Below are 22,750 nucleotides of genomic sequence, written 5' to 3' on the forward strand. Positions count from 1 at the left end.
GGTTACCGCTGCTCCAGCTCCTTCTTCTCCGGGTGCCGGGCCGGTGAGCGGTCCTCCGGCGCGGGACCGGTGCGGGCGCGGAGCCACCACACCGTCGGCACGCTCAGGAGTGCCACCACCGCCGCCGTGACGCGGAAGCCCAAGGACATGCCGTCCGTGAAGTCCGTACGGCCCGCCAGGGTCGTGCCCATCGCGGCGACGCCCAGTGCGCTGCCGAACTCGCGGGCCGCGCCGTTGAGTCCGGAGCCCAGGCCCGCCCGTTCGGCGGGGAGCGCGGAGAGGACGGCCGTGGACAGGGCCGGCATGGCCAGGCCCATGCCCAGGGAGAGGAGCAGGAGGATGGCCGCGTACCAGACGTACGGCGTCCCGCTCGTGAGCAGCGACAGCAGGGCCAGGCCCGCGACCACGCAGGCCAGGCCCGCCGCGACCACGAGCGGTCGGCCCCGGCGGCGTACGAGCGCGGGGCTGAGCCGCGAGACGACGATCATGCCGATGGCCACGGGGCCGATGGCGAGCCCGGCGAGCGCGGGGGAGTAGCCCTTCTCGTACTGGAGGTACTGCGCGTTGACGTAGAAGAGCGCGAAGAGGCCGAAGAAGGTGGCCGTGATGCCCAGCGTGCCCGCCCTCAGCGCCCGGGCCCGGAAGACGCGGGGGTCGAACAGGGGCCGCGCGGAGCGGAGTCCGTGGGCGAGGAAGAGCGCCCCGAGGACGGCCGCCCCGCAGAAGGCGCCCAGGACCAGGGGCGAGGACCAGCCGTGCTCGGGGCCCTCGATGATGCCGGTGAGGAGGGCGAGGGAGGCGAGGACGAGGAGGGCTGTGCCCGGCGGGTCGGCGGGGCCCGCCGTGGGGGACGGGGCCATGCGGGGTGTCAGTCGCGCGGTCAGCGCCAGGAGGAGCAGGGCCAGCGGCGCCGAGGCCCAGAACAGGCCCTGCCACGGCAGGTACTGGAGGACCAGTCCGCCGCCGAGGTTGCCCACGATCCCCGCGGCGCCCGTCGCCGCCGTCCAGATGGCGACCGCGTGCGCCCGGCGCCCGGGCTCCGCCGCGCCCACGGCCAGCGACAGCGTCGCGGGCATGATCAGCGCGGCGCCCGCGCCGGACAGCGCCCGGGCGGCGATGAGGACGGCCACGTTCGGCGCGAGGGCCGCCAGCACGCACCCCGCGGCGAAGACCGCGAGCCCCGCGAGGAGGGCGCCCTTGCGGCCGCGCCGGTCGCCGAGCGCGCCCGCGGGGACGAGGAGGCAGGCGAAGACGAGGACGTAGGCGTCGACGATCCACACGAGCTGCGTGTGGCCCGGGTGCAGGGAGCTTGCGGCGAGCTTCGGCAGGGCCAGGTTGACGGCGGCGACCAGCGAGACGGCCAGTACGACGCACGCCGACATCAGGGCCAGGACCCCGCCGGGCCGGGCGGCGGACGGGGGTGGCGGCGCCGGACTTCGCGTGTCGGGCGTCGCGGCGGCGGTTTCGGGCATGACAGGGCCTCAAATCCAGGAGAAGGGGAGGGAGTTCGCTCGCGCGTGGCTCACGCGCGTCGCTCACGGGAGGTCGCGGCCGCCGCATCCCGTCGCACCGACACCGTAGGCAGGCTGCATCGATTACCACAATTGCAACCTTTTCAAGCAATAATTGCGCCCCATGCAATCCAAGCTCGATCTGAACCTGCTGACGGCCCTCGACGCCCTGCTCGCGGAGGGCAGCGTGACCGGCGCGGCGCAGCGGCTGCACCTCTCGCCGCCCGCGATGAGCCGTACGCTCACCCGGATCCGTAAGGCGCTCGGCGATCCCGTGCTGGTGCGGTCGGGCCGGGGGATGGTGCCCACGCCGCGTGCGCTGGAGCTGCGCGAGGAGGTGCGGGAGGTGGTCGAGCGGGCCACCGCCGTCTTCACCGCGGACAGCCCGCTCGAACTGGCCACGCTGGAGAGGACGTTCACGCTGCTGGCCGACGACGCGCTGCTCTCCTCGATCGGGATGCGGCTGCTGGAGCGCGTACGGGAGGAGGCGCCCGGCGTCGCGCTGCGGCTCGTGCCGGAGGGGCCCGGCGACGCGACGGCGCTCCGCGAGGGCCGCGCCGACCTGGAGATCGGCGTCGTGCACGGCCCGGCGCCCGAGACGCGCGTGGAGCACGTGTTCACGGACGACAACGTCGGCGTCGTCCGCGCCGGTCACCCGCTGCTGGAGGTACGGGACGGGGGGATCACGCCGGAGCGGTACGCCGCCGCCGCGCACATCACCGCGTCACGGCGCGGCAGACTGCACGGCCCGATCGACGACCTGCTGGCCGAACGCGGCCTGCGGCGCCGGGTGGTGGCGTCGGTGCCGACCTTCACCGCCGCCATGCTCGTCGTGGCGGACACGGACCTGGTGGGGCGTACGGGGCGGCGGCTGGCGGCCTGGCAGCGGAAGCGGCTGGGCCTGGTGGCGTTCGAGATCCCGCTGGACCTGCCGGACCTGCCGATCGCCCAGGCGTGGCACCCGCGCGACGAGAAGGACCCGGCACACATGTGGCTGCGCCGCCGCGTCCGCGAGATCGCCGCCGAGTTCGCGGGGGAGGGGGCGGGAACCGCGTAGGGCGTACGACCGGGAGCCCCCCCCGTGCCCCCGATCCCCCTCGGGCGCTCCCCTACACCTCCCCTACACCTCCTCCGAGGGCCCCTCCTGCTCCTGCTCGCCCAGCTGCTCCCGCAGCTCCGAGACGTCCACCGTCTTCTCGCGCGGCGGCGCCTTGTCCGGCACCGGGCGGTCGTAGCGGCCGAGGCGGATCTGGTCGTGCTCGGGGCCCGCCTCGCGCTCCAGCTTCAGCGGGTACGGCTTGCCGTGCTCCGCGACGAGCATCCTGACCTTGACGTCGTCCCGTACGCGCGTGACGGCGACCGCGTCGTGGCCCTTGATCTCCGTCGGGCCGCCGCGCTTCCAGCGGCCGGGGCCGCGCTCGGTGTCGGCGCCCGCGGAGGCGCGGAAGGCGTCGAGGTCGCAGGCGGTGGCGAGGCCGTTGCCGCCGAGCAGGGCCTCGTCCGAACTGCCCTTGATGTAGCGGCCCTTGAAGCGATCGGCGGCCGACTCGCCCGCCGCGCCGCCGATCTCGTGCCGCCAGAACGCGGCGCTGGGCTTCATCCACACCGTTCCGCCCCGCTTGATCAGCTTGACGGACCCCTTGCCCGGAATGGTGATCTTTCCGGCGCAATTCGCCTTTTCGTCGAGGGTGAGATTCAGCTCCAGATCCCGGGCCTTCATTTTCAGCCGCAGCGAGGAAGCGGAATTCAGCTCTTTCACGGCTTTCCGCGCGATCTCCTGCCCCGAGAGGCCGTCGAGGTCACTCTCCGTGCGCGGGGCGGCACTCGCCTGGGTCTGTAGCGCGCCTCCCGCCGTTGTCGCAGCGCATACGGCCAGAGCCAGCGCTGTGCGGTGCTGCTTTCGCATGTCCCAAGCTCCGATCCTCGCCCGGCGGCCACGGGGCAGCCGACCGGGAATGAGGGCATATGGACCCATTTACCGTACGTTCCGCCCCCGCCCCGCGCACTTCGGCCAGTGACGAAGCCCACTTGTTAGCGAATTCCAGACATGAGATCCGGGAGGGGGGGCAGGTGTCGGTCTTGCCATCTGCCCAGGGGCATGGCGAGGAACATTTCGGTTATGGAAGGCAGTACCCAAGGTGTCCGTGTTGGAGAGCATTCACGTAGGCGGAGTGTGGCGCACCGCCACGTCCGGTGGCACGCGGGAGATTCTGGACCCCGCTGACGCCACCATCCTCACCGTTGTCGCCGAGGGCGGCACGGAGGACACCGATGCCGCCGTGGCCGCGGCCCGCCGTGCGTTCGACGACGGCGAGTGGCCGTCCACCCCGACCGCCGAACGCGCCGAGCTGCTGCGCCGCGTGGCCGAGCTGCTGCAGCGCGACCGCGAGGACATCGCGCTGATGGAGTCGCGGGACACCGGAAAGACCCTGGAAGAGGGCCGCGTCGACGTCGACGACGTGACCAACGCCTTCCGCTACTTCGCCGACCTCGTCATGAATGAGTCCGGCGGCCGTGTCGTCGACGCGGGCAGCGCCGACGTGCACAGCGTGATCGTCCACGAACCCGTGGGCGTCTGCGCGCTGGTCACGCCCTGGAACTACCCCCTTCTCCAGGCGAGCTGGAAGGTCGCCCCGGCGCTCGCGGCGGGCAACACCTTCGTCATCAAGCCCAGCGAGGTCACCCCCCTCTCGACCGTGCACCTGGTCAAGCTGCTGGTGGAGGCCGGACTCCCCGACGGCGTGGCGAACATCGTGACCGGCGCGGGCCTCCCGGTCGGCCAGCGGATGGCCGAGCACCCGGACGTGGACCTGTTCTCCTTCACCGGCGGACTGGTCAGCGGCACCAAGGCGGGCTCCGCGGCCATCGCGGGCGCCAAGAAGGTCGCCCTCGAACTCGGCGGCAAGAACCCCAACGTCGTCTTCGCGGACGCCTGTGCGACCGAGGAGGGCTTCGACACCGCCGTCGACCAGGCCCTCAACGCCGCGTTCATCCACAGCGGCCAGGTCTGCTCCGCGGGCGCCCGGCTCATCGTCGAGGAGTCCGTCAAGGAGCGCTTCGTCGCCGAACTCGCCTCCCGCGCCCAGAAGATCAAGCTGGGCCGCGGTACCGAGGACGGCGTCGAGTGCGGACCGCTCGTCTCCCAGCAGCAGCTGGACAAGGTCGAGGCGTACGTCGCGAGCGCGCTCGCCGAGGGTGCCGTGCTGCGCAGCGGCGGCGAGCGCCCCAAGCCGTCCGACGTGCGGCCCGAGGGCGGCTACTTCTACGCCCCCACCGTCCTCGACGACTGCCACCGCGGCATGAAGGTCGTCCGCGAGGAGACCTTTGGTCCAATCGTGACTGTAGAGAGCTTCAGCACGGAGGACGAAGCTGTAACGCTTGCCAATGACACTGAGTACGGCCTCGCAGGTGCCGTCTTCTCCGGCGATACGGCACGCGCGCGACGCGTCGCCGCGCGACTGCGCCACGGCACCGTGTGGATCAACGACTTCCACCCGTACCTGCCGCAGGCCGAGTGGGGAGGCTTCGGCAAGTCCGGCGTCGGCCGCGAGCTCGGCCCCCACGGCCTGGCCGAGTACCGCGAGACCAAGCATGTGTACGAGAACCTGCGCCCCGCGCCCGTCCGGTGGTTCGCGGGCTGACCGACCCGCACCGAACCCCGGGCCCGGCGGCCCTCGTGTACGTGGAGCTCAACCCCCCAAGGAGCAAGACCCCTATGTCCAGCTATGACTACGTGATCGTCGGTGGTGGAACGGCCGGTTCGGTGATCGCCGCGCGCCTCACCGAGGATCCGGACGTCACCGTCGCCCTCATCGAGGGCGGCCCCACCGACATCGACAAGCCCGAGGTGCTGACGCTGCGCAAGTGGCTCGGCCTGCTCGGCGGCGAGTACGACTACGAGTACACGACCACCGAGCAGCCGCGCGGCAACTCGCACATCCTGCACAGCCGCGCCAAGGTGCTCGGCGGCTGCTCGTCGCACAACACCCTCATCTCCTTCAAGCCGCTCCCCTCCGACTGGGACGAGTGGGAGAAGGCGGGCGCCGCGGGCTGGAACGCCAAGGCCATGGACCCCTACTTCGGCAAGCTGCGCAACAACGTCGTGCGCGTCGCCAAGAAGGACCAGAACGCCATCGCGCAGGACTGGATCGACGCCGCCAAGGACGCGCTGGACGTCCCCGAGGTCGTCGGCTTCAACGACCAGCCGTTCTACGAGGGCGTCGGCTTCTTCGACCTCTCGTACCACCCGGAGGACAACAAGCGCTCCTCCGCCTCCGTCGCCTACCTCCACGAGCACATCGAGGCCGGTGACCGCCCCAACCTGCACATCCTGCTGGAGACCTGGGCGTACCGGCTGGAGCTGGACGGGAAGACGGCCAAGGGCGTCCACGTCCGGGCCAAGGACGGCACCGAGACGCTGCTGACCGCCGGGCGCGAGGTCATCGTCTGCGCCGGGGCCGTCGACACCCCGCGGCTGCTCAACCTCTCCGGGGTCGGCCGCGGGCAGGATCTGGAGGCGCTCGGGATACCCGTCGTCCACGACCTCCAGGGCGTGGGCGAGAACCTGATCGACCACCCCGAGTCGGTCATCGTCTGGGAGACCAACGGGCCCATCCCCGGCAACTCCGCGATGGACTCCGACGCGGGACTCTTCGTCCGCCGGGACCCGAACCACGAGGGCCCGGACCTGATGTTCCACTTCTACCAGATCCCCTTCACCGACAACCCGGAGCGACTGGGCTACGAACGCCCCGAGCACGGCGTGTCGATGACCCCGAACATCCCCAAGTCCCGCTCGCGCGGCCGCGTCTACCTGACGTCCGCCGACCCCGAGGTCAAGCCCGCGCTGGACTTCAAGTACTTCGAGGACGAGGGCGACTACGACGGGCGGACGCTGGTCGACGGCATCAAGCTCGCCCGTAAGGTCGCGCAGGCCGAGCCGTTCGCCAAGTGGCTCAAGCGCGAGGTCGCGCCCGGTCCCGAGGTCACCTCCGACGAGGACCTCAGCGAGTACGCGCGCAAGGTGGCGCACACCGTCTACCACCCGGCGGGCACCTGCCGGATGGGCGCCGTCTCCGACGAACTCGCGGTCGTCGACCCCGAGCTGCGCGTCCGCGGCCTGGAGGGCATCCGCATCGCCGACGCCTCCGTCTTCCCGACCATGCCCGCCGTCAACCCGATGATCGGCGTGCTGATGCTCGGCGAGAAGGCGGCCGATCTCATCCGACCCCATTCGACGACGGCACCGGGAGGTGTTGCGTGATGTCCGAGCCCCGCACCGAGCGCTCCGAGACCAGCCCCGCCGATACGGGCGGCGGCCCGGTGTTCTCCGTCCGCAAGCTGTGGAAGGTCTTCGGCCCGAAGGCCGACCGGATCCCCGGCGACTCCTCCGTCACCGGCCTCTCCCAGGCCGAGCTGCGCGAGAAGACCGGCTGCACCGCGGCCGTCCGCGACGTCTCCTTCGACGTGCAGAAGGGCGAGGTCTTCGTCGTCATGGGCCTCTCGGGCTCCGGCAAGTCCACGCTCGTACGCTGCCTGACCCGGCTGATCGAGCCCACCTCCGGCGAGATCATCCTGGACGGCGAGGACGTCGTCGGCATGGACAAGGAGCAGCTCCGCGAGGTGCGTAGGCACCGCGCCTCGATGGTGTTCCAGAACTTCGGCCTGCTGCCCCACCGTTCGGTGATCGACAACGTCGCCTACGGCCTGGAGATCCAGGGCATGGGCAAGGAGGAGCGCCGCGCCAAGGCCGCGGCGATGGTCGAGAAGGTCGGCCTCGAAGGGCTCGGCGAGCGCCGCCCCGGCCAGCTCTCCGGCGGCCAGCAGCAGCGCGTCGGCCTCGCCCGCGCCCTCGCCGTCGACCCTGAGGTCCTGCTCTTCGACGAGCCGTTCAGCGCGCTGGACCCGCTGATCCGCCGCGACATGCAGGAGGAGGTCATCCGGCTGCACCGCGAGGAGGGCCGGACGATGATCTTCATCACCCACGACCTCTCCGAGGCCCTGCTCCTCGGCGACCGCATCGCGCTGATGCGCGACGGCGGGATCGTGCAGCTCGGCACCCCCGAGGAGATCGTCGCCAACCCGGCCGACGACTACGTCCGCGACTTCGTCCGCGACGTCCCCCGCGAGCAGGTCATCTCCGTGCGCCGCGCCATGCGTCCCGTCGACGCGGGCACCCCGGAGACCACGACCGGCACCGAGATCGGCCCCGACACCCTGGTGTCCGACGCCATCGAGACCGTCGCCCGCACCGGTGAGCACTGCCGCGTCGTCGAGGACGGCCGCACCGTCGGCATCGTCGACTACGCCGCGCTGCTCACCGTCGTCGCCAAGCTCGACGAGAACGGCGGCGGGAACGGCGACGCGGGCGAGGGCACCGAGCGGGAGGTGGCGGCGGTATGAGCACTCCGCGCACCGGCGGGTCCTGCTCCGGCGGGCCCCGCTCCGGCGAGTCCCATCCTGGTGAGGGGGGCCTGATATGAGCTCCCCGACCCTCGCCAAGGACGAACCCGCACAGCCCGTGGCCCCGAAGGCAGGGACCGGCGGCGCGCCGACCCCGCCCGGCGGCAACGGCCTCATGGCCCGCTTCCTGGCGAGCCCCCGCGCCATGGTGCTCGCGGCGGCGGTCCTCGTCGTCATCGTCAGCGCCTTCGTGGTCAGCAACGCGTCCTGGCCCGGCTCGCTGACGGCCGACGTCAGGACGCCGCTCGACGACCTCGACGACTGGCTCGTCGACAACCGCGAGACCCACTGGCTCTTCCTCTACTTCCTGCTGCATTTCAGCAACGCGGCGGAGAGCTCCTACGACGCGCTCGTCAGCCTCTTCGACTCGATGGGCTACATCGGCGTCACCGTCGTCGGCACCCTGATCGCCTGGGCGGCCGGCGGCGCCGACCTCTCCAAGCGGGCGCTGCGCACCGGGCTCACCGGCCTCGGCGTGTTCATCGTCTGCGGCGTGCTGGGCGTGTGGGAGCCCACGATGGAGACGCTGGCGCTGATGGTCGGCGCCGTGATCGCCGCCTCGCTGCTCGGCTTCCTCCTCGGCCTCGCCTCCGGCCTCTCGGACCGGTTCGAGAAGATCCTGCGGCCCGTGCTGGACACGATGCAGGTCATGCCCGCGTTCGCGTTCCTGCTGCCGCTGCTGCTGATGTTCGGCGTCGGCGTGCCCTCCGCGCTGCTCGCGACCGTGATCTACGCGGCTCCGCCGATGGCCCGCCTCACCTCGCTGGGCCTGCGCCAGGCCGACCCGGCGGCCATGGAGGCGTCCACCTCGCTGGGCGCCAACTCCCGGCAGCGGCTCTTCACGGCCCGGCTGCCGCTGGCCCGCAAGCAGATGATGCTGGGCCTCAACCAGACGATCATGATGTGTCTCTCCATGGTCGTGCTGGCCTCGCTGATCGGCGGCGGCGGCCTCGGTGACGAGATCTACCAGGCGCTCGGCGCGCTGAAGATCGGCAAGGCGCTGATCGCCGGTGCCGCGGTCGTACTGATCGCCGTGCTGCTCGACCGTACGACGGCGGCCGCGGGCGAGCGGCTCGACGACGTCGTCAAGGCCGGGGTCTCCAAGAGCGCGGACCGGGTGCGCAAGGCCGCCTGGGGCGGGATCGTCGTGCTGATCGGGCTCTTCGCCGCGATCGGCTCCTCGCTCGGCGAGGGCGAGTGGCCCGACGGCTGGACCGTGGACTGGGCGAACTCGATCGACGACGCGGTCAACTGGTTCACCGACCACCTCGGCTCCGGCATCCCGGTCCTCGGCGGCACGTTCACCTGGGCCGAGGGCTTCACGGACTACATCCTCAACCCGCTGCGCGACGGCCTGCTCGCCACCCCGTGGTGGGCGCTGGCGCTGCTCGTCGCCGTCATCGGCTGGCTGGTCAGCTCCTGGCGCGCCGCCCTCGCGGGCGTCGTCTGCCTGGGCCTCGTCGGCTGGATGGGGCTGTGGGAGATCGGGATGGACACCCTCTCGCAGGTCCTCGCCGGTCTGCTGCTGACGCTCGTCGTCGGCGTGCTCCTGGGCATCCTCTCCGCGCGCGTCGACCGGGCCGAGCGGATCATGCGCCCGGTGCTCGACACGATGCAGACGATGCCGCAGTTCGTGTACCTGATCCCGGTGATCGCGCTGGTCGGCCAGAACCGTACGGGCGGCATCCTCGCCGCCATCATCTACGCCGCGCCCGCCGTCATCCGCATCACCGCGCAGGGGCTGCGCCAGGTCGACCCGGCCTCCATGGAGGCCTCGACCTCGCTCGGGGCCACCAGCAGGCAGCAGCTCTTCGGGGTCCAGCTGCCGCTGGCGCGCAAGTCGATGCTCGTCGCGCTGAACCAGGGCGTCGTCCTGGTGCTGTCGATGGTCGTCATCGCGGGCCTCATCGGCGGCGGCGCGCTCGGCTACCAGGTCGTGCAGGGCCTCTCGAAGGGCCAGCTGTCGCAGGGCTTCCCGGCCGGCGTCGCGATCGTCTGCCTCGGGATCATGCTCGACCGGCTCTCCCAGCCGGGCACCCGCCGAGGCCGCGAGTGAAGACCCCCGTCATTCAGGACACCCCCCGCTCCTCCAGAGGAAGAGACACAGCACTCATGAATTCCAAGCGCATACGTACCACCGTCATCGCCGGAATCGGCGCCCTCGGCGTCCTGTCGATGTCCGCCTGCGCCGCCGACACCAAGAGCGGCGGTGGCGGCGACGACAAGGTCGTCCTCGCCGAGCCGTCGTGGGTCGGTGCCTCCGCCAACGCGGCCGTCGTCAAGAAGCTCATGGAGGACGAGCTGGACGTCAAGGTCGAGGCCAAGCAGATGGACGAGCCCGTCGCCTTCGACGCGCTCGACAGCGGCAAGGCCGACGCCATCCTCGAGGACTGGCACGGCGTCCCGAAGAAGCAGAAGAAGTACGTCGAGGAGAAGAAGACCGTCGTCTCCGGCGGCGACCTCGGCGTCGTCGGCCACATCGGCTGGTTCGTGCCGAAGTACTACGCGGACAAGAACCCCGACGTGGTCAAGGACTACAAGAACCTCAACAAGCACTACAAGGACTTCAAGACCTCCGAGTCCGGGGACCTGGGTCACTTCATCGGTGCCGCTCCGTCGTACTCCCAGCACGACAAGGAGCTCATCAAGAACCTCGGGATGAAGTTCAAGCACATCCCCTCGGGCGCCGAGGCCGCGCAGCTCAAGGAGCTGAAGCGGCTGTACGACGCCAAGAAGCCGTTCCTCACCTACTGGTGGGAGCCGCAGTGGATGAACAACCAGATCGACATGGTCGAGGTCAAGCTCCCGAAGTACACCAAGGGCTGCGAGATCCCGGCGTCGAAGGCCAAGTGCGGCTACGAGACCAACCAGCTCGAGAAGTTCATGAACAAGGACTTCGCGGACAGCGACAGTGACGCTGCGAAGTTCATCAAGAACTTCAAGTGGACCACCAAGGACCAGAACACGGTCGCCGAGATGATCGCCGGGAAGAAGATGGACCCGGAGGACGCGGCCGAGAAGTGGATTAAGGACAACAAGTCCACCTGGGAGAAGTGGATCCCGAAGAAGAAGTGACGCGTCGATAACCGACCGTGCACAACGGCCCCCGGAAAGCCTCGCTTTCCGGGGGCCGTTATGATCTTGGGGGCCCAGCCTCGGCAGCTCGCTGCCCCCACCACCTGGAACGACGCGCACCATGTCTGTCACACCCCCGCGCCGGACGATAGCCGTCACGCTCGCGATAATCGCCCCTCTCGCCCTCACCGCATGCTCCGGAGAATCGGCGGACAAAGCCGAATCCGTAGTCCTCACCGAACCCACGTGGACGGGTGGACAGGCGAATGTCGCGGTTGCCCGCTATCTGCTGGAGAAGAAACTCGGATACGACGTGAAAGTGCGCCGTATGGACGAGAAGGATTCCTGGAGCGCACTCGGCGAAGGCAAGGCGGACGCCATTCTTGAGGACTGGGGACATCCGGACCTGGAGAAGAAGTACATCAACAAGAAGGACACCGTCGTCCCCGCCGGGCAGGTCGGCGTCACCGGCAAGATCGGCTGGTACGTCCCCGAGTACGTCCTGGACAAGCACCCCGAGCTCACCGACTGGAAGAAGCTCAACCGCCTCGCCCCCCTCTTCCGCACCGCCCGCAGCGGCGGCAAGGGACAGCTCCTGGAGGGCTCCCCGGAGTTCCTCACCCACGACGAGACGCTCATCCGGACGCTCCGCCTCAACTACAAGGCGGTGTACGCCGGTTCGGAGAAGGCGCAGATCGCCGAGATCCAGAAGCGCACCGCGCGGCGCGAGCCGTTCCTCACCTACTGGTGGCGCCCGCACTGGCTGGCGAACGAGGCCAAGCTCAAGGAGATCCCCCTCCCCGCGCACTACGAGGGCTGCGACGACGACCCGCGCACCCTCACCTGCGGCTACCCCGAGACCCCGCTGAAGAAGTACCTCAACAAGGCCTTCAGCAAGAAGAACGGCAACGCCGCGAAGTTCCTCAAGAACTTCCAGTGGGGCGAGGACGACCAGAACGAGGTCGCCCGCATGATCGCCAAGGACGGCATGTCGCCCCGCGCCGCCGCCGTGAAATGGATCAAGGCCAACCCCGAGACCTGGAAGGTCTGGCTCTGGGGGATCGAGCAGGACTGACCACACGGGGCACCGGCCGTGCGGACCGGCCGGTCGGCACCGGCCGGTCCGCACGGCGCGGGGCACAGGCAGAATTGGGTGCGTGACTCAGCCCGATTCGTCTCCCCGCGTCCCCGGTGCCCCCAGCCCTCAGCAGGGCAGGCACAGGGCACAGCGTGCTGTCCGAAGACGGCGCCACCTGCCCGCGGTCCTCGTCCTGGCCTGCGTGGCGGTGCTCACCGTCGTCGCGCTCACCGGCACGGACCTCACCACGGACAGCACGCACGACCTCCAGATACCCGGGGGCGGCAAACTGACCGTGCTGCGCTCCGTCCTCTTCGTCGCGCTCTGCGTGCAGATCGGAGAGGTCGCCGGGGAGCGGCTCGCGAGGGGCGTCGCCCGCACCCTGCCCGGCGGTCTCGGCGACCGCTCGCCCCGCCCCTGGGGCACGTACGCGGCGATCGCCGGGATGATCGCCGCGCTCGGCCTCGCCTCCATGGCGGCGGCCCGCGACGGCTCGCTCACCGCGGGCCTGCCCCAGCTCAGCGAGATCTACGGCACGCGGGACGGCCGCATCGCCTTCCTGGAGGCCAACGGCTTCCTGCTCTCGGCCCTGCTGCTCTTCTACCGCCGCCCCGTGTGGGCGTGCGTGCCGCTGGCGGGCGTCGTCCTGTGCGAGGCGTTCCGGGCACACCCGGAAACGAACACCCCGGCGATCGGCATCGCTCTCACCCTCGTCCACCTCACCTCGACGATCCTGTGGACCGGCGGCCTCATCCAGGTCCTGCGCACGATGCGCGCCTGGCACGGCGAACCCGGCGCGGCCCGCGCCCTCCTCGCCGCCTACGCCCGCCGCGCGTTCTGGCTCTTCGCGGCCATCTGCGTCACCGGCACCTTCAGCACCCTGCGCCGCCTCCCGCTCGACCAGGTCTTCTCCTCGGCCTACGGCCGTACGCTCATCGCCAAGCTCGTCCTCGTCGCGGCCGTCGCCATCTGTGCCCTCTTCGCGCGGCACGTCCTGGTCAAGAGCCGCGACAAGGGCACGACGTACGGCGCCGTACTGCGCCCGACCGCCGCCGAACTGGCCGCACTCGGCGCCGTCCTGGTCCTCTCAGCCCTGCTGACGGTCGCACCGGTACCGCCCCAGAACTGAGCCCGCTGCCCTAGCCGCGCAGCTCGGCCGCCAGCTCCGCGACGCCCGCGAACGTACGCAGCGCGAGGCTGCCGCCGAAGGTGACCCGGGCCGCTCCCGCCGCGCCCAGTTCGGCGGGGGGCGCGGTCTGGGGGACGCTGATCGCGTTCACCGGTACCGGCAGCTCGCGGGCGAGGACCGTCAGGTCGGCGAGCGGTGCCGCGATGGGGTAGACGCCGTCGGCGCCCGCCTCGACGTAGCGCCGTCCCCGCTCCAGCGCGTCGGCCAGCGGATCGGCCGTGCCCCGCAGATAGCTGTCGATCCGGGCGTTGAGGAAGAGGGTCCCGGCGTCGCCCGCCGCGCGGACCTCCGCGAGGAAGTCGGCCTGGCGCGCGGGCCCGACCAGGGTGCCGTCCTCGGTGTCCTCCAGGTTGCAGCCCACGGCACCCGTCTCCAGGAGCCGCTCCACGATCTCGCGCGGCGGCAGCCCGTACCCGCGCTCGATGTCGGCGGTCACCGGGACGTCCACGGCCCGCACGATCCGCGCCACGGCGGCGAACATCTCCTCCGCCGGGCACTCCCCGTCCTCGTACCCCAGCGACTCCGCCACCCCGTGGCTCGGCGTCGCCAGCGCCGGGAAGCCCGCCCCGGCGAACGCGCGGGCGCTCGCCGCGTCCCAGGGGCCCGGCAGGACCAGCGGCTCACCGGCCGCCGTCGGCCGCTTCTCGTGCAGGGACCGGAAGAGGTCCGCGTGGCTGCTCATGCGTCGTCCTTGCGCTGGAGGCTCATCGGCACGGCCCGCGTCGTCACCTGGAAGCGGTTCCAGGAGTTGATGGCGACGATCTGGGCGATCAGATGGGCCAGTTCGGTCTCGTCGAAGTGCTCGGCCGCCCGCGCGTACACCTCGTCGGGGACGAAGCCGTCGGTCAGCTCCGTCATCGCCTCGGTCAGCGCCAGCGCGGCCTTCTCGCGCGCCGTGAACAGCTCGCCGACCTCGTCCCAGGCGGTCAGCAGGTCGAGGCGCTGCTGCGTCTCGCCCAGATCGCGGGCCTCGTTGTAGTGCATGTCGAGGCAGAACGCGCAGCGGTTGATCTGCGAGGCGCGGATCTTCACCAGCTCGGAGACAGTCGGGTCGAGGCCCTTGGCGGCCGCGGCCTGGAAGGCGGACATCCCCTCGTAGACCTCCGGGGCGAGCTTCCAGAGGTTCATCCGGGGTCCGTGGGGTCCGTGTGCGTGCGTGGTCGTGGACGTCATGGACCCGAGCCTAGAGCGGCAATGGGCCCTCGCTATGGTCCACTTCCATGCGGAAAACGTGGGCCACTTCAGGGGCGTCCGGCGGCGGCAGCGATCTCCATCTCGACCTGGACCTCGACCTGGACCGCACCTCCGGCGGCGGACCGCGCGCCTCCCTCACCCGCGCCCTGCGCGAGGCGGTACGCACCGGCCGCCTCGCCCCCGGCACCCGCCTGCCCTCCTCCCGCGCCCTCGCGGCCGACCTGGGCCTGGCCCGCAACACCGTGGCGGGCGCGTACGGCGAACTCGTCGCCGAGGGCTGGCTCACCGCCCGCCAGGGCTCGGGCACCCGCGTCGCGCACCGGCCCGAACCGACGCCGCCACCCCGCCCGCGCCGCCCCGAACGGGTCCTGCCCTCCGGCTTCGGGCGCTGGGCCGAGCGCCCTACGCACGACCTGCGGACCGGCGGCCCGGACGTCTCCGCGTTCCCGCGCGCGGCGTGGCTGGCCTCCGCGCGCCGCGCCCTCACGGCGGCACCCGCGCGCTCCTTCGGCCACGGCGACGTACGGGGCACGCCCGAGCTGCGCCGCGCCCTGGCCGACTACCTCGCGCGGGCGCGGGGCGTCCGCGCGGACCCCGAACGCATCGTCGTGTGCGCCGGGTTCGCGCAGGGCCTCACGCTGCTGTCGCGGGTGGTCCGGGGCGCGATCGCGGTGGAGGACCACGGGCTCTTCTTCCACCACGACATCCTCGCGGCGGGGGTGGGGCGTACGGGCACGCTGCCTCTCTCCCTGGACGAGCACGGCGCCCGGACCACGGCCCTGGACGACGACCCCGCGCTCGCGGACGTACGCGCGGTGCTCCTCACCCCCGCGCACCAGTACCCGACGGGCGTCTCCCTCCACCCGGACCGCCGTACGGCCGTCGTGGACTGGGCGTCCCGGACGGGCGGGCTGGTGCTGGAGGACGACTACGACGGCGAGTTCCGCTACGACCGCAACCCCGTCGGCGCCCTCCAGGGCCTCGACCCGGAACACGTCGTCCACCTCGGCACCTCCAGCAAGGCCCTCGCCCCCGCGCTGCGGCTCGCCTGGATGGTGCTGCCGGACCGGCTGGTCGACCCCGTCGTCTCGGCGAAGACGCCCGCCGAGTGGACCACGGGCGCGCTGGACCAGCTCACGCTGGCCGACTTCCTTGACCGCGGCGCGTACGACCGTCACGTCCGGCTCATGCGCCAGCGGTACCGTTCGCGACGTGACCGTCTCGTCGCGGCGCTTGCTGCGCGGGCGCCGCGCGTACGGGCCACCGGCATCGCTGCCGGGCTCCACGCGGTCCTCGAACTCCCTTCCGGCGTCACCGAGTCCGCGGCGGTCGCGGCGGTCCGCCGCCACGACCTCGGCACGGACGCCCTGACCGCCTTCCGCCACCGCGCCGCCCCGCCCCTGCCGTACCCCCAGGCCCTGGTAGTCGGCTACGGCACCCCACCGGACCACGCCTACTCCGCCGCCCTCTCCGCCCTGTGCGACGCACTGAGCGAACTGTGAAGCGACCCGTCTCGCTTCTCCCTGCGCGAAGCTTGGGAAGTCTGCGCAAGGCGCAGGGTTGGCAAGCGCAGCCCCCTTCGCCGGGTGCCCCGCGTACAAGGGCCGCGCCCGGGGTGCCCCGGGCTGTGCTTCGCGGGGCGCGCCCGCGTCGTGGCTTGGCGCGCAGTTCCCCGCGCCCCTGAGGGAGAAGGGGACAAGCCCCGATGTGTCGTGACCCGGCGTGCCCCTGATCGGGCAAGCTCAGAAGGGGTGGGGAGGGAGAGTCAGCGGTCTGGTCTTACTGCGGCCAGGTATTCGTTCATGGCGTCGCGGTTGCGGACGAGGCAGGCGATGCGCTCGTCCATACGGTCCCGCTCCCGCTCCAACGTGGCCAGCATCTCCGGCGTGGCGTCACGGAAGTGAATGACGCGGGGCCGGTCCAGGCAGGGAAGGATCTGTTTGATGATCCGGGTGGGCAGCCCCGCGTCCAGGAGGCCCCGGATCTGGAGGACCCGGTCGACGAAGCGCTCGTCGTAGTCGCGGTAGCCGTTCGGCGCCCGGTCGGCGGCGATCAGGCCCTGCTCCTCGTAGTAGCGCAGCAGCCTGCGGGCCGTGCCCGTGCGCTGCGACAGCTCACCGATGCGCATACTGCCCCCTCCTGAGCCCCCCGGCCCGTGCCCTCGCGACGAAGGCGAGGGCGAGGGCACGAGCCTAGTGCGGGGGTCAGCCGGTGAGGACCGCCCGGAGCTGCTCCAGGCCCCAGTCGAGGTCCTCGTGGGAGATCACGAGCGGCGGCGCGATCCGGATCGTCGAGCCGTGCGTGTCCTTGACCAGCACCCCGCGCGCCATCAGCTTCTCCGAGATGTCGCGGCCCGAGCCGTGCGAGGGGTCGATGTCGACGCCGGCCCAGAGGCCGCGGCCCCGTACCTCGTTGACGGCGCCGCCGCCGACCAGGCGGCCCAGCTCCTCGTGCAGGTGGGCGCCCAGTTCCTTCGCCCGTTCCTGGTACTCGCCGTCGCGCAGCATCGCGACGACCTCCAGCGCCACCGCGCACGCGAGCGGGTTGCCGCCGAAGGTCGAGCCGTGCTCGCCCGGCTTGTAGACGCCGAGCACCTCACGCGAGGAGACCACGGCGGAGACCGGGACGACGCCGCCGCCGAGCGCCTTGCCCAGCACGTACATGTCCGGGACGACGCCCTCGTCCTCGCAGGCGAACGTCGCGCCCGTACGCCCCAGGCCCGACTGGATCTCGTCGGCGATGAAGAGCACGTTCCGCGCCCGCGTCAGCTCGCGGACCCCGGTCAGGTAGCCGGCCGGGGGCACCAGCACACCCGCCTCGCCCTGGATCGGCTCGATCAGCACGGCGACCGTGTGCTCGTCGACGGCCGCGTCGAGCGCGGCGAGGTCGCCGTAGGGGACGATCTCGAAGCCGGGGGTGTAGGGGCCGAAGTCGGCCCGTGCCTCCTCGTCCGTGGAGAAGGAGATGATCGTGGTCGTACGGCCGTGGAAGTTGCCGTCCGCGACGACGATCTTGGCCTTGCCCTGCGGGACGCCCTTGACCTGGTACCCCCACTTCCGCGCGGTCTTGACGGCCGTCTCCACCGCCTCGGCCCCGGTGTTCATGGGCAGGACCATCTCCTTGCCGCACAGCTCGGCCAGCTCCTCGCAGAACGCGGCGAAGCGGTCGTGGTGGAAGGCGCGGGAGGTGAGCGTCACACGGTCGAGCTGGGCCTTGGCCGCCGCGATCAGGCGCGGGTGCTGGTGCCCGAAGTTCAGCGCCGAGTACCCGGCGAGCATGTCGAGGTAGCGGCGTCCCTCGGCGTCGGTCATCCACGCGCCGTCGGCGGAAGTGATCACGACGGGGAGCGGATGATAGTTGTGCGCGCTGTGGGCGTCAGCGGCGGCGATCAGCCGTTCTGAAGTGGACATAACGGGGTCTCCGTTTCTCTCCGTGCGTAACCGGTGGCTCTTTACTACCTCACATCGGGGCTCGGAATCCGGGTCCCGAGTGGTGCTGTACACCTGAGAGAATGGACAGCATGGCCAACGACCGACCGCGCGTGCTCTCCGGAATCCAGCCCACCGCCGGCTCCTTCCACCTCGGCAACTACCTCGGTGCCGTCAAGCAGTGGGTGGCCCTCCAGGAGACCCATGACGCGTTCTACATGGTCGTCGACCTGCACGCGATCACCGTGCCGAAGGACCCGGCCGAGCTGCGCGCCAACACGCGGATGGCCGCCGCCCAGCTGCTGGCCGCCGGGGTCGACCCCGAGCGCTGCAAGCTCTTCCTGCAGAGCCATGTGCCCGAGCACACCCAGCTGAGCTGGGTCGTGGAGTGCCTGACCGGCTTCGGTGAGGCGTCGCGCATGACGCAGTTCAAGGACAAGTCGGCGAAGCAGGGCAACGACAGCACGACGGTCGGCCTCTTCACCTACCCCGCGCTGATGGCCGCCGACATCCTGGTCTACCGGGCGCACGAGGTCCCCGTCGGCGAGGACCAGCGCCAGCACCTGGAGCTGACGCGGAACATCGCGGAGCGGTTCAACGGGCGGTACGGGGAGACGTTCCCGGTCCCCGAGCCGTACATCCTCAAGGAGACCGGGAAGATCTACGACCTCCAGGAGCCCACGGTCAAGATGAGCAAGTCGGCGTCCACGCCGAAGGGCATCATCGACCTGCTCGACGAGCCGAAGGTCTCCGCGAAGAAGATCAAGAGCGCGGTCACCGACACGGACACCGTGATCCGTTACGCGCCGGAGGAGAAGCCCGGCGTCTCGAACCTCCTGACGATCTACTCCACGCTCACCGGCACCGGAATCCCGGAACTGGAGTCCAAGTACGACGGCAAGGGCTACGGTGCGCTGAAGACCGACCTCGCCGAGGTCGTCGCGGAGTGGGTGACACCCTTCCGTACCCGTACGCAGGAGTATCTGGACGATCCGGAGACGCTGGACCGCATCCTCGCCGAGGGCGCGGAGAAGGCCAGGTCCGTGGCGGCGGAGACGCTCGCCACGGTCTACGACAAGGTGGGCTTCCTGCCCGCCAAGCGCTGACGCGGGCGCGGAGGGAGAAGAGATGGGCATGGGAGCGGCGGGGTCGGCCGGGCCTTCGGCAGCTGTCACGCTCGGCGTCTCGCTCGCCGTCCCGGAGCCGTACGGCAGCCTGCTGCAGCAGCGCCGCGCGGGCTTCGGCGACGCCGCGGCCCACGGCATCCCCACCCACATCACGCTGCTGCCGCCGACCGAGGTCGACGCGGCGGCCAGGGCCGGGATCGAGGAGCACCTCGCGCGGGTGGCCCTCGCGGGCCGCGCCTTTCCGATCCGGCTCTCCGGCACCGGCACCTTCCGGCCGCTGTCGCCGGTCGTCTTCGTCCAGGTCGTCGAGGGCGGCTCGGCCTGCTCCTGGCTCCAGGAGCGGGTCCGCGCGGCGGACGGCCCCCTCGCCCGCGAGCTCCAGTTCCCGTACCACCCGCACGTCACCGTCGCGCACGGCATCGCCGAGGAGGCGATGGACGAGGCCTACGCCGAGCTGGCCGACTTCGAGGCCGAGTGGACGGCGAGCGGCTTCGCGCTCTACGAGCAGGGCGAGGACCACGTCTGGCGCCTCCAGCGGGAGTTCACCTTCGGCGGCGAGGCGAGCGGCGAGATGCCGGACGTCGGCGCCGTCGCCTGCCGTACGCCGGGCCAGCGCCGCGTCTCCTCGGCCCGCCCCCCTGCCACGGCCCACTGAGGTCGGACGTTTCGTCGCGTACGGTGCGTACGCTGACCGTCACGCATGGAACGGGCGACGGCGGCAAGGTGGGACAACGTGGAGAAACTGACGAGTCTGCCGTGGATCGGCCCGTTCCTCGCGTGGTTCTTCCGTACCCGCGTCTGGCGCGCCTACGAGCACCTCGACGAGCGGAAGTGGAGCCGCCTGGCCGCGGCCATCACGTTCACCAGCTTCCTCGCGCTCTTCCCGATGCTCGCCGTCGGCGCCGCGGTCGGCGCCGCGCTGCTGACCGAGTCCCAGATGCGCCGGGCCCAGGACTTCCTCACCGACCAGGTGCCCGGCATCTCCGACCAGCTCAAGATCCAGGACCTGGTCGACAACGCGGGCACGGTCGGGGTCATCGCGGGCGCCCTGCTCCTCGTCACCGGCGTCGGCTGGGTGGGGACCCTGCGCGAGAGCCTCCGCGCGGTCTGGGACCTCGACGAGGACCCCGGCAACGTCTTCGCCCGCAAGGCCATGGACCTCGGCATCCTCTGCGGGCTCGGGGTCGTCGGGGCGATCTCCTTCGGCGGTTCCGCGTTCGCGATCACGGCCGTGACGTGGGTCGCGGAGCAGATGGGGCTGGCCGAGGGGGGCGTCGGCACGGTGCTCTTGCGCCTTGCGGCGTACGGGGCGGCTGTCGCCGCGGACTTCGTTCTGCTCTGGTACGTCCTGACGCTGCTGCCTCGTGTCCGTCCCCCTCGTCGGGCCACCGCTGCGGCGGCGCTCCAGGGGGCGATCGGCTTCGAGCTCCTCAAGCTCTTGCTGGGCGGCTATCTGAAGGGGGTCGCCGCCAAGAGCGTCTACGGCGCCTTCGGGGTCCCCATCGCCCTTCTTCTCTGGATCAGCTTCATGACCAAGCTCCTCCTCTGGTGCGCAGCCTGGACCGCCACGGCCCCCTCTCCTCCGGAGGGCATCGAGGAGGAGCAGCCCCCCGAGTAGCCCTGCTCCACTCCGCCCTCCACCTCGCTGTGCTTGGGCTGTCTGCGCTTCTCCCTCCGCCCCACTGTGCTTGGGAAGTCTGCGCTGGGGGTCCCCCCTGCTCGAAGAGCTTGGGGGAGCAGGGTTGGCAAGCGCAGCCCACTTCGCCGGGTGCCCCGCGTAACGGGGCCGCGCCCGGGGTGCCCCGGGCTGTGCTTCGCGGGCCGCGCCCGCGTCGGGGCTGGGCGCGCAGTTCCCCGCGCCCCTTAGGGAGAAGGGGCAAGCCCCGAGGTCGTAACCGGGTGCGCCCACGCGGCGGAGCCGCACATCGAACACAGGCCCACGCCCCTAGGGAACAGGGGCAAGCCCCGAAGTCTTGAACGGCACAGGCCCGGGCCCCTGAGGGCAAAGGGGCGAGCCTCGGCACGGCGCGCCCCGGTGAGGGGCTAGCGGCGGGTGAGGGGCCAGCGGCGGTGGACCGCGTAGGCCACTGCGGCCAGCAGGATGAGGCAGCCCGCGGTGATGCCCACGGCAACCCCCACCCCGCCCGACGGCGAACTCTTCTTCGCCGAGGCGTGCGCCGCCTTCCCGTCCGCCGTGCCGCCCGCCTGGCCCCCGGCCTGGGTGCCGGTGCCGCTGCCGGGGGTCACCAGCCGCCCGACGGGGCTGACCTTGCCGTCGGAGGCGAAGCCCCAGTCCAGGAGCTTCGCCGTCTCCTTGTAGACGGCCAGCCCGTCCCCCTTCTCGGGGTGCATCACCGTGACGAGCAGCACACGCCCGTTGCGCTCGGCCACGCCCGTGAAGGTGCTGCCCGCGTTGGTGGTGCTGCCGTTCTTGACTCCGGCGATGCCGGGGTAGGGGTCCAGGCCGACGTCGCCGGTCAGCAGGCGGTTGGTGTTCTGGATGCCGAAGCTCTCGCGCTTCTTCTTGCCCGTCTTCTTGTTCTTCTTCGTCTCGCCGGGGAACTTCGCGTCGGCCGTCGCCGCGTACTTCCGGAAGTCCGCGTTCTGCATGCCCGAGCGCGCGAACAGGGAGAGGTCGTACGCCGAGGAGACCTGCCCCGGGTGGTCGTAGCCGTCGGGGCTGACGACGCGGGTGTCCGTCGCGTTCAGCGAGCGGGCCTTCGCGTTCATCTCGCCCACGGTCTTGTCGACGCCGCCGTTCATGGCGGACAGCACGTGCACCGCGTCATTGCCCGAACGGAGGAAGACGCCGAGCCACAGATCGTGGACGGAGTACGTCTCCTTCTCCTTCACGCCGACCAGGCTGCTGCCCTCACCCATGCCCTGGAGGTCCTGCGGCTTGACCTTGTACTGACGGTCCTTCGGCAGCTTCGGCAGCACCGTGTCGGCGAAGAGCATCTTGAGGGTGCTGGCGGGGGCGAGCTTCCAGTGCGCGTTGTGCGAGGCGAGCACCCGGCCCGATTCCGCGTCCGAGACGATCCACGAGCGCGCCGACAGCTTCTTGGGCAGCGCTGGCGCGCCCGCCTTCGGCTTCACCTGGGTGCCGGGCTGCCCGAGCTGCGAGCCGCCGACCTTGGACATCGTCGCGGGGGGCTTCGGCTGCTTGCCCTTCCCCTCCGGTGTCCCGTCCGCGAACGCGGCGGGAGAGGCGACGACGACGAGGGACGCGGCGAGCGTGGCCGAGAGAGCGCTTACGGCACAGGTGTGACGGAAGCGGGCTGAATAATGCGAAGAATTGGGCACCCTGCGAGCGTACGGGGCGTGCGAGGGGAAGGGGACGCCGAGCCCCGGCGAAATTGGGCCGCTTGGCCCCTCCTCGGGCCCCGACGGAGGGCATCGCCATACTGGCTGCCATGCACGACACCACCACACGGGGGCTCAGGCTGAGCAAGCCCGTGTCCCTCTTTCTGCTGGCTTTCGGCGTCTGGTCCTGGTTTGTCTGGATCACCTTTGTCAAAAACTTGTGGAAAGACAGCAGTGGACTCGCGTTCGACGATGCGGGTGACCCGACCGGTTACTTTTGGGTCCATCTGCTGTTGGCTATCACCTCCTTCCTGCTGGGGACGGCGATCGGAGTGATCGGTCTGCGCGGGCTCAGAGCGCTGCGGCAGTCGTAGGAACGAGGG

Annotated in this window: 20 protein-coding genes; 13 read left to right on the top strand and 7 right to left on the bottom strand. The window is 71.1% G+C overall.

All coding sequences use genetic code 11. The features are described from left to right. Positions 1-2: 2 nt before the first annotated feature. A complete protein-coding gene (locus ACGF3A_RS01810; RefSeq protein ID WP_393724713.1) occupies positions 3-1,472 on the bottom strand; it encodes an MFS transporter in 1,470 nt (489 codons plus the stop codon). Positions 1,473-1,635: 163 nt separating this feature from the next. Here ACGF3A_RS01810 and ACGF3A_RS01815 point away from each other — a divergent pair, with 163 nt between their 5' ends. Next, on the top strand, positions 1,636-2,568 hold the full coding sequence (locus tag ACGF3A_RS01815; protein WP_393724714.1) for a LysR family transcriptional regulator: 933 nt from the start codon (positions 1,636-1,638) through the stop codon (positions 2,566-2,568). 63 nt (positions 2,569-2,631) lie between these two features. Here the strand turns inward: ACGF3A_RS01815 and ACGF3A_RS01820 are convergent, their stop codons facing one another. Next, positions 2,632-3,270 carry a hypothetical protein gene (locus tag ACGF3A_RS01820; protein ID WP_393724716.1) on the bottom strand — a complete coding sequence of 213 codons (639 nt, stop codon included), beginning with the start codon at positions 3,268-3,270 and terminating at the stop codon, positions 2,632-2,634. A gap of 379 nt (positions 3,271-3,649) precedes the next feature. On the opposite strand from ACGF3A_RS01820, the gene ACGF3A_RS01825 reads away from it, so the two are divergent. The 7 genes from ACGF3A_RS01825 to ACGF3A_RS01855 all read left to right on the top strand — a co-directional run bounded on the left by ACGF3A_RS01825 (position 3,650) and on the right by ACGF3A_RS01855 (position 13,255). Then, on the top strand, positions 3,650-5,152 hold the full coding sequence (locus ACGF3A_RS01825; RefSeq protein WP_393724718.1) for an aldehyde dehydrogenase family protein: 1,503 nt from the start codon (positions 3,650-3,652) through the stop codon (positions 5,150-5,152). Between the two features lie 74 nt (positions 5,153-5,226). After that, on the top strand, positions 5,227-6,774 hold the full coding sequence (locus ACGF3A_RS01830) for a GMC family oxidoreductase (protein WP_393724720.1): 1,548 nt from the start codon (positions 5,227-5,229) through the stop codon (positions 6,772-6,774). Then, on the top strand, positions 6,774-7,913 hold the full coding sequence (locus ACGF3A_RS01835; protein WP_393724722.1) for a glycine betaine/L-proline ABC transporter ATP-binding protein: 1,140 nt from the start codon (positions 6,774-6,776) through the stop codon (positions 7,911-7,913). The genes ACGF3A_RS01830 and ACGF3A_RS01835 overlap by 1 nt, the downstream gene beginning before the upstream one ends. A 76-nt stretch (positions 7,914-7,989) precedes the next feature. Continuing rightward, positions 7,990-10,029 carry an ABC transporter permease gene (locus ACGF3A_RS01840; RefSeq protein WP_393724724.1) on the top strand — a complete coding sequence of 680 codons (2,040 nt, stop codon included), beginning with the start codon at positions 7,990-7,992 and terminating at the stop codon, positions 10,027-10,029. A gap of 56 nt (positions 10,030-10,085) precedes the next feature. Continuing rightward, positions 10,086-11,048 carry a glycine betaine ABC transporter substrate-binding protein gene (locus tag ACGF3A_RS01845; protein WP_393724725.1) on the top strand — a complete coding sequence of 321 codons (963 nt, stop codon included), beginning with the start codon at positions 10,086-10,088 and terminating at the stop codon, positions 11,046-11,048. Positions 11,049-11,169: 121 nt separating this feature from the next. Then, positions 11,170-12,123: an ABC transporter substrate-binding protein gene (locus ACGF3A_RS01850; protein WP_393724727.1), complete on the top strand. Its 954-nt coding sequence runs from the start codon at positions 11,170-11,172 to the stop codon at positions 12,121-12,123. Between the two features lie 82 nt (positions 12,124-12,205). Then, complete coding sequence (locus ACGF3A_RS01855; protein ID WP_393724729.1) at positions 12,206-13,255, top strand: CopD family protein; 1,050 nt, start codon at positions 12,206-12,208, stop codon at positions 13,253-13,255. A gap of 10 nt (positions 13,256-13,265) precedes the next feature. Here the strand turns inward: ACGF3A_RS01855 and ACGF3A_RS01860 are convergent, their stop codons facing one another. Together ACGF3A_RS01860 and ACGF3A_RS01865 are read right to left on the bottom strand one after the other, a co-directional pair. Then, complete coding sequence (locus tag ACGF3A_RS01860; RefSeq protein ID WP_393724731.1) at positions 13,266-13,997, bottom strand: isocitrate lyase/phosphoenolpyruvate mutase family protein; 732 nt, start codon at positions 13,995-13,997, stop codon at positions 13,266-13,268. Continuing rightward, complete coding sequence (locus tag ACGF3A_RS01865) at positions 13,994-14,488, bottom strand: carboxymuconolactone decarboxylase family protein (RefSeq protein WP_393724733.1); 495 nt, start codon at positions 14,486-14,488, stop codon at positions 13,994-13,996. The genes ACGF3A_RS01860 and ACGF3A_RS01865 overlap by 4 nt, the downstream gene beginning before the upstream one ends. Before the next feature lie 47 nt (positions 14,489-14,535). Here ACGF3A_RS01865 and ACGF3A_RS01870 point away from each other — a divergent pair, with 47 nt between their 5' ends. After that, complete coding sequence (locus ACGF3A_RS01870) at positions 14,536-16,011, top strand: PLP-dependent aminotransferase family protein (protein ID WP_393724735.1); 1,476 nt, start codon at positions 14,536-14,538, stop codon at positions 16,009-16,011. A gap of 263 nt (positions 16,012-16,274) precedes the next feature. On the opposite strand, the gene ACGF3A_RS01875 is transcribed toward ACGF3A_RS01870, so the two are convergent. Continuing rightward, entirely contained in the window at positions 16,275-16,637 is a 363-nt protein-coding gene (locus ACGF3A_RS01875) for a MerR family transcriptional regulator (protein ID WP_393724737.1), read from the bottom strand. A 76-nt stretch (positions 16,638-16,713) separates the two neighbouring features. Next, complete coding sequence (gene rocD, locus ACGF3A_RS01880) at positions 16,714-17,919, bottom strand: ornithine--oxo-acid transaminase (RefSeq protein ID WP_393724739.1); 1,206 nt, start codon at positions 17,917-17,919, stop codon at positions 16,714-16,716. 110 nt (positions 17,920-18,029) lie between these two features. Between rocD and trpS the strand changes: the two genes are divergently transcribed. The 3 genes from trpS (at position 18,030) to ACGF3A_RS01895 (ending at position 20,682) form a co-directional block, all read left to right on the top strand. Beyond that, the gene (trpS, locus tag ACGF3A_RS01885) at positions 18,030-19,043 is read left to right on the top strand and encodes a tryptophan--tRNA ligase (RefSeq protein ID WP_393724741.1); all 1,014 of its coding nucleotides are present in this window, start codon (positions 18,030-18,032) and stop codon (positions 19,041-19,043) included. A gap of 22 nt (positions 19,044-19,065) precedes the next feature. After that, positions 19,066-19,719 carry a 2'-5' RNA ligase family protein gene (locus tag ACGF3A_RS01890; protein WP_393724743.1) on the top strand — a complete coding sequence of 218 codons (654 nt, stop codon included), beginning with the start codon at positions 19,066-19,068 and terminating at the stop codon, positions 19,717-19,719. Positions 19,720-19,797: 78 nt separating this feature from the next. Beyond that, positions 19,798-20,682: a YihY/virulence factor BrkB family protein gene (locus ACGF3A_RS01895; protein ID WP_393724745.1), complete on the top strand. Its 885-nt coding sequence runs from the start codon at positions 19,798-19,800 to the stop codon at positions 20,680-20,682. A 425-nt stretch (positions 20,683-21,107) separates the two neighbouring features. Here the strand turns inward: ACGF3A_RS01895 and ACGF3A_RS01900 are convergent, their stop codons facing one another. After that, positions 21,108-22,367 carry a D-alanyl-D-alanine carboxypeptidase family protein gene (locus ACGF3A_RS01900; RefSeq protein WP_393724747.1) on the bottom strand — a complete coding sequence of 420 codons (1,260 nt, stop codon included), beginning with the start codon at positions 22,365-22,367 and terminating at the stop codon, positions 21,108-21,110. Positions 22,368-22,477: 110 nt separating this feature from the next. On the opposite strand from ACGF3A_RS01900, the gene ACGF3A_RS01905 reads away from it, so the two are divergent. Continuing rightward, positions 22,478-22,741 (top strand): SCO4848 family membrane protein, encoded by a 264-nt coding sequence (locus tag ACGF3A_RS01905; protein WP_393724749.1) that lies wholly within the window; start codon positions 22,478-22,480, stop codon positions 22,739-22,741. Positions 22,742-22,750: the final 9 nt, after the last annotated feature.

Origin of the sequence: Streptomyces sp. NPDC048172 (assembly GCF_043202595.1) — a bacterium.
In the GTDB taxonomy this organism is placed as follows: Bacteria; Actinomycetota; Actinomycetes; order Streptomycetales; family Streptomycetaceae; genus Streptomyces.

Excerpts from the sequence above, each read along its gene's own strand:
- ACGF3A_RS01875 (WP_393724737.1), bottom strand. The coding sequence starts at position 16,637 with ATGCGCATCGGTGAGCTGTCGCAGCGCACGGGCACGGCCCGCAGGCTG.
- ACGF3A_RS01860 (WP_393724731.1), bottom strand. The coding sequence starts at position 13,997 with ATGAGCAGCCACGCGGACCTCTTCCGGTCCCTGCACGAGAAGCGGCCG.
- ACGF3A_RS01815 (WP_393724714.1), top strand. The coding sequence starts at position 1,636 with ATGCAATCCAAGCTCGATCTGAACCTGCTGACGGCCCTCGACGCCCTG.
- rocD (WP_393724739.1), bottom strand. The coding sequence starts at position 17,919 with ATGTCCACTTCAGAACGGCTGATCGCCGCCGCTGACGCCCACAGCGCG.
- ACGF3A_RS01905 (WP_393724749.1), top strand. The coding sequence starts at position 22,478 with ATGCACGACACCACCACACGGGGGCTCAGGCTGAGCAAGCCCGTGTCC.
- ACGF3A_RS01850 (WP_393724727.1), top strand. The coding sequence starts at position 11,170 with ATGTCTGTCACACCCCCGCGCCGGACGATAGCCGTCACGCTCGCGATA.
- trpS (WP_393724741.1), top strand. The coding sequence starts at position 18,030 with ATGGCCAACGACCGACCGCGCGTGCTCTCCGGAATCCAGCCCACCGCC.
- ACGF3A_RS01870 (WP_393724735.1), top strand. The coding sequence starts at position 14,536 with ATGCGGAAAACGTGGGCCACTTCAGGGGCGTCCGGCGGCGGCAGCGAT.
- ACGF3A_RS01845 (WP_393724725.1), top strand. The coding sequence starts at position 10,086 with ATGAATTCCAAGCGCATACGTACCACCGTCATCGCCGGAATCGGCGCC.
- ACGF3A_RS01810 (WP_393724713.1), bottom strand. The coding sequence starts at position 1,472 with ATGCCCGAAACCGCCGCCGCGACGCCCGACACGCGAAGTCCGGCGCCG.
- ACGF3A_RS01890 (WP_393724743.1), top strand. The coding sequence starts at position 19,066 with ATGGGCATGGGAGCGGCGGGGTCGGCCGGGCCTTCGGCAGCTGTCACG.
- ACGF3A_RS01835 (WP_393724722.1), top strand. The coding sequence starts at position 6,774 with ATGTCCGAGCCCCGCACCGAGCGCTCCGAGACCAGCCCCGCCGATACG.
- ACGF3A_RS01865 (WP_393724733.1), bottom strand. The coding sequence starts at position 14,488 with ATGACGTCCACGACCACGCACGCACACGGACCCCACGGACCCCGGATG.
- ACGF3A_RS01840 (WP_393724724.1), top strand. The coding sequence starts at position 7,990 with ATGAGCTCCCCGACCCTCGCCAAGGACGAACCCGCACAGCCCGTGGCC.
- ACGF3A_RS01830 (WP_393724720.1), top strand. The coding sequence starts at position 5,227 with ATGTCCAGCTATGACTACGTGATCGTCGGTGGTGGAACGGCCGGTTCG.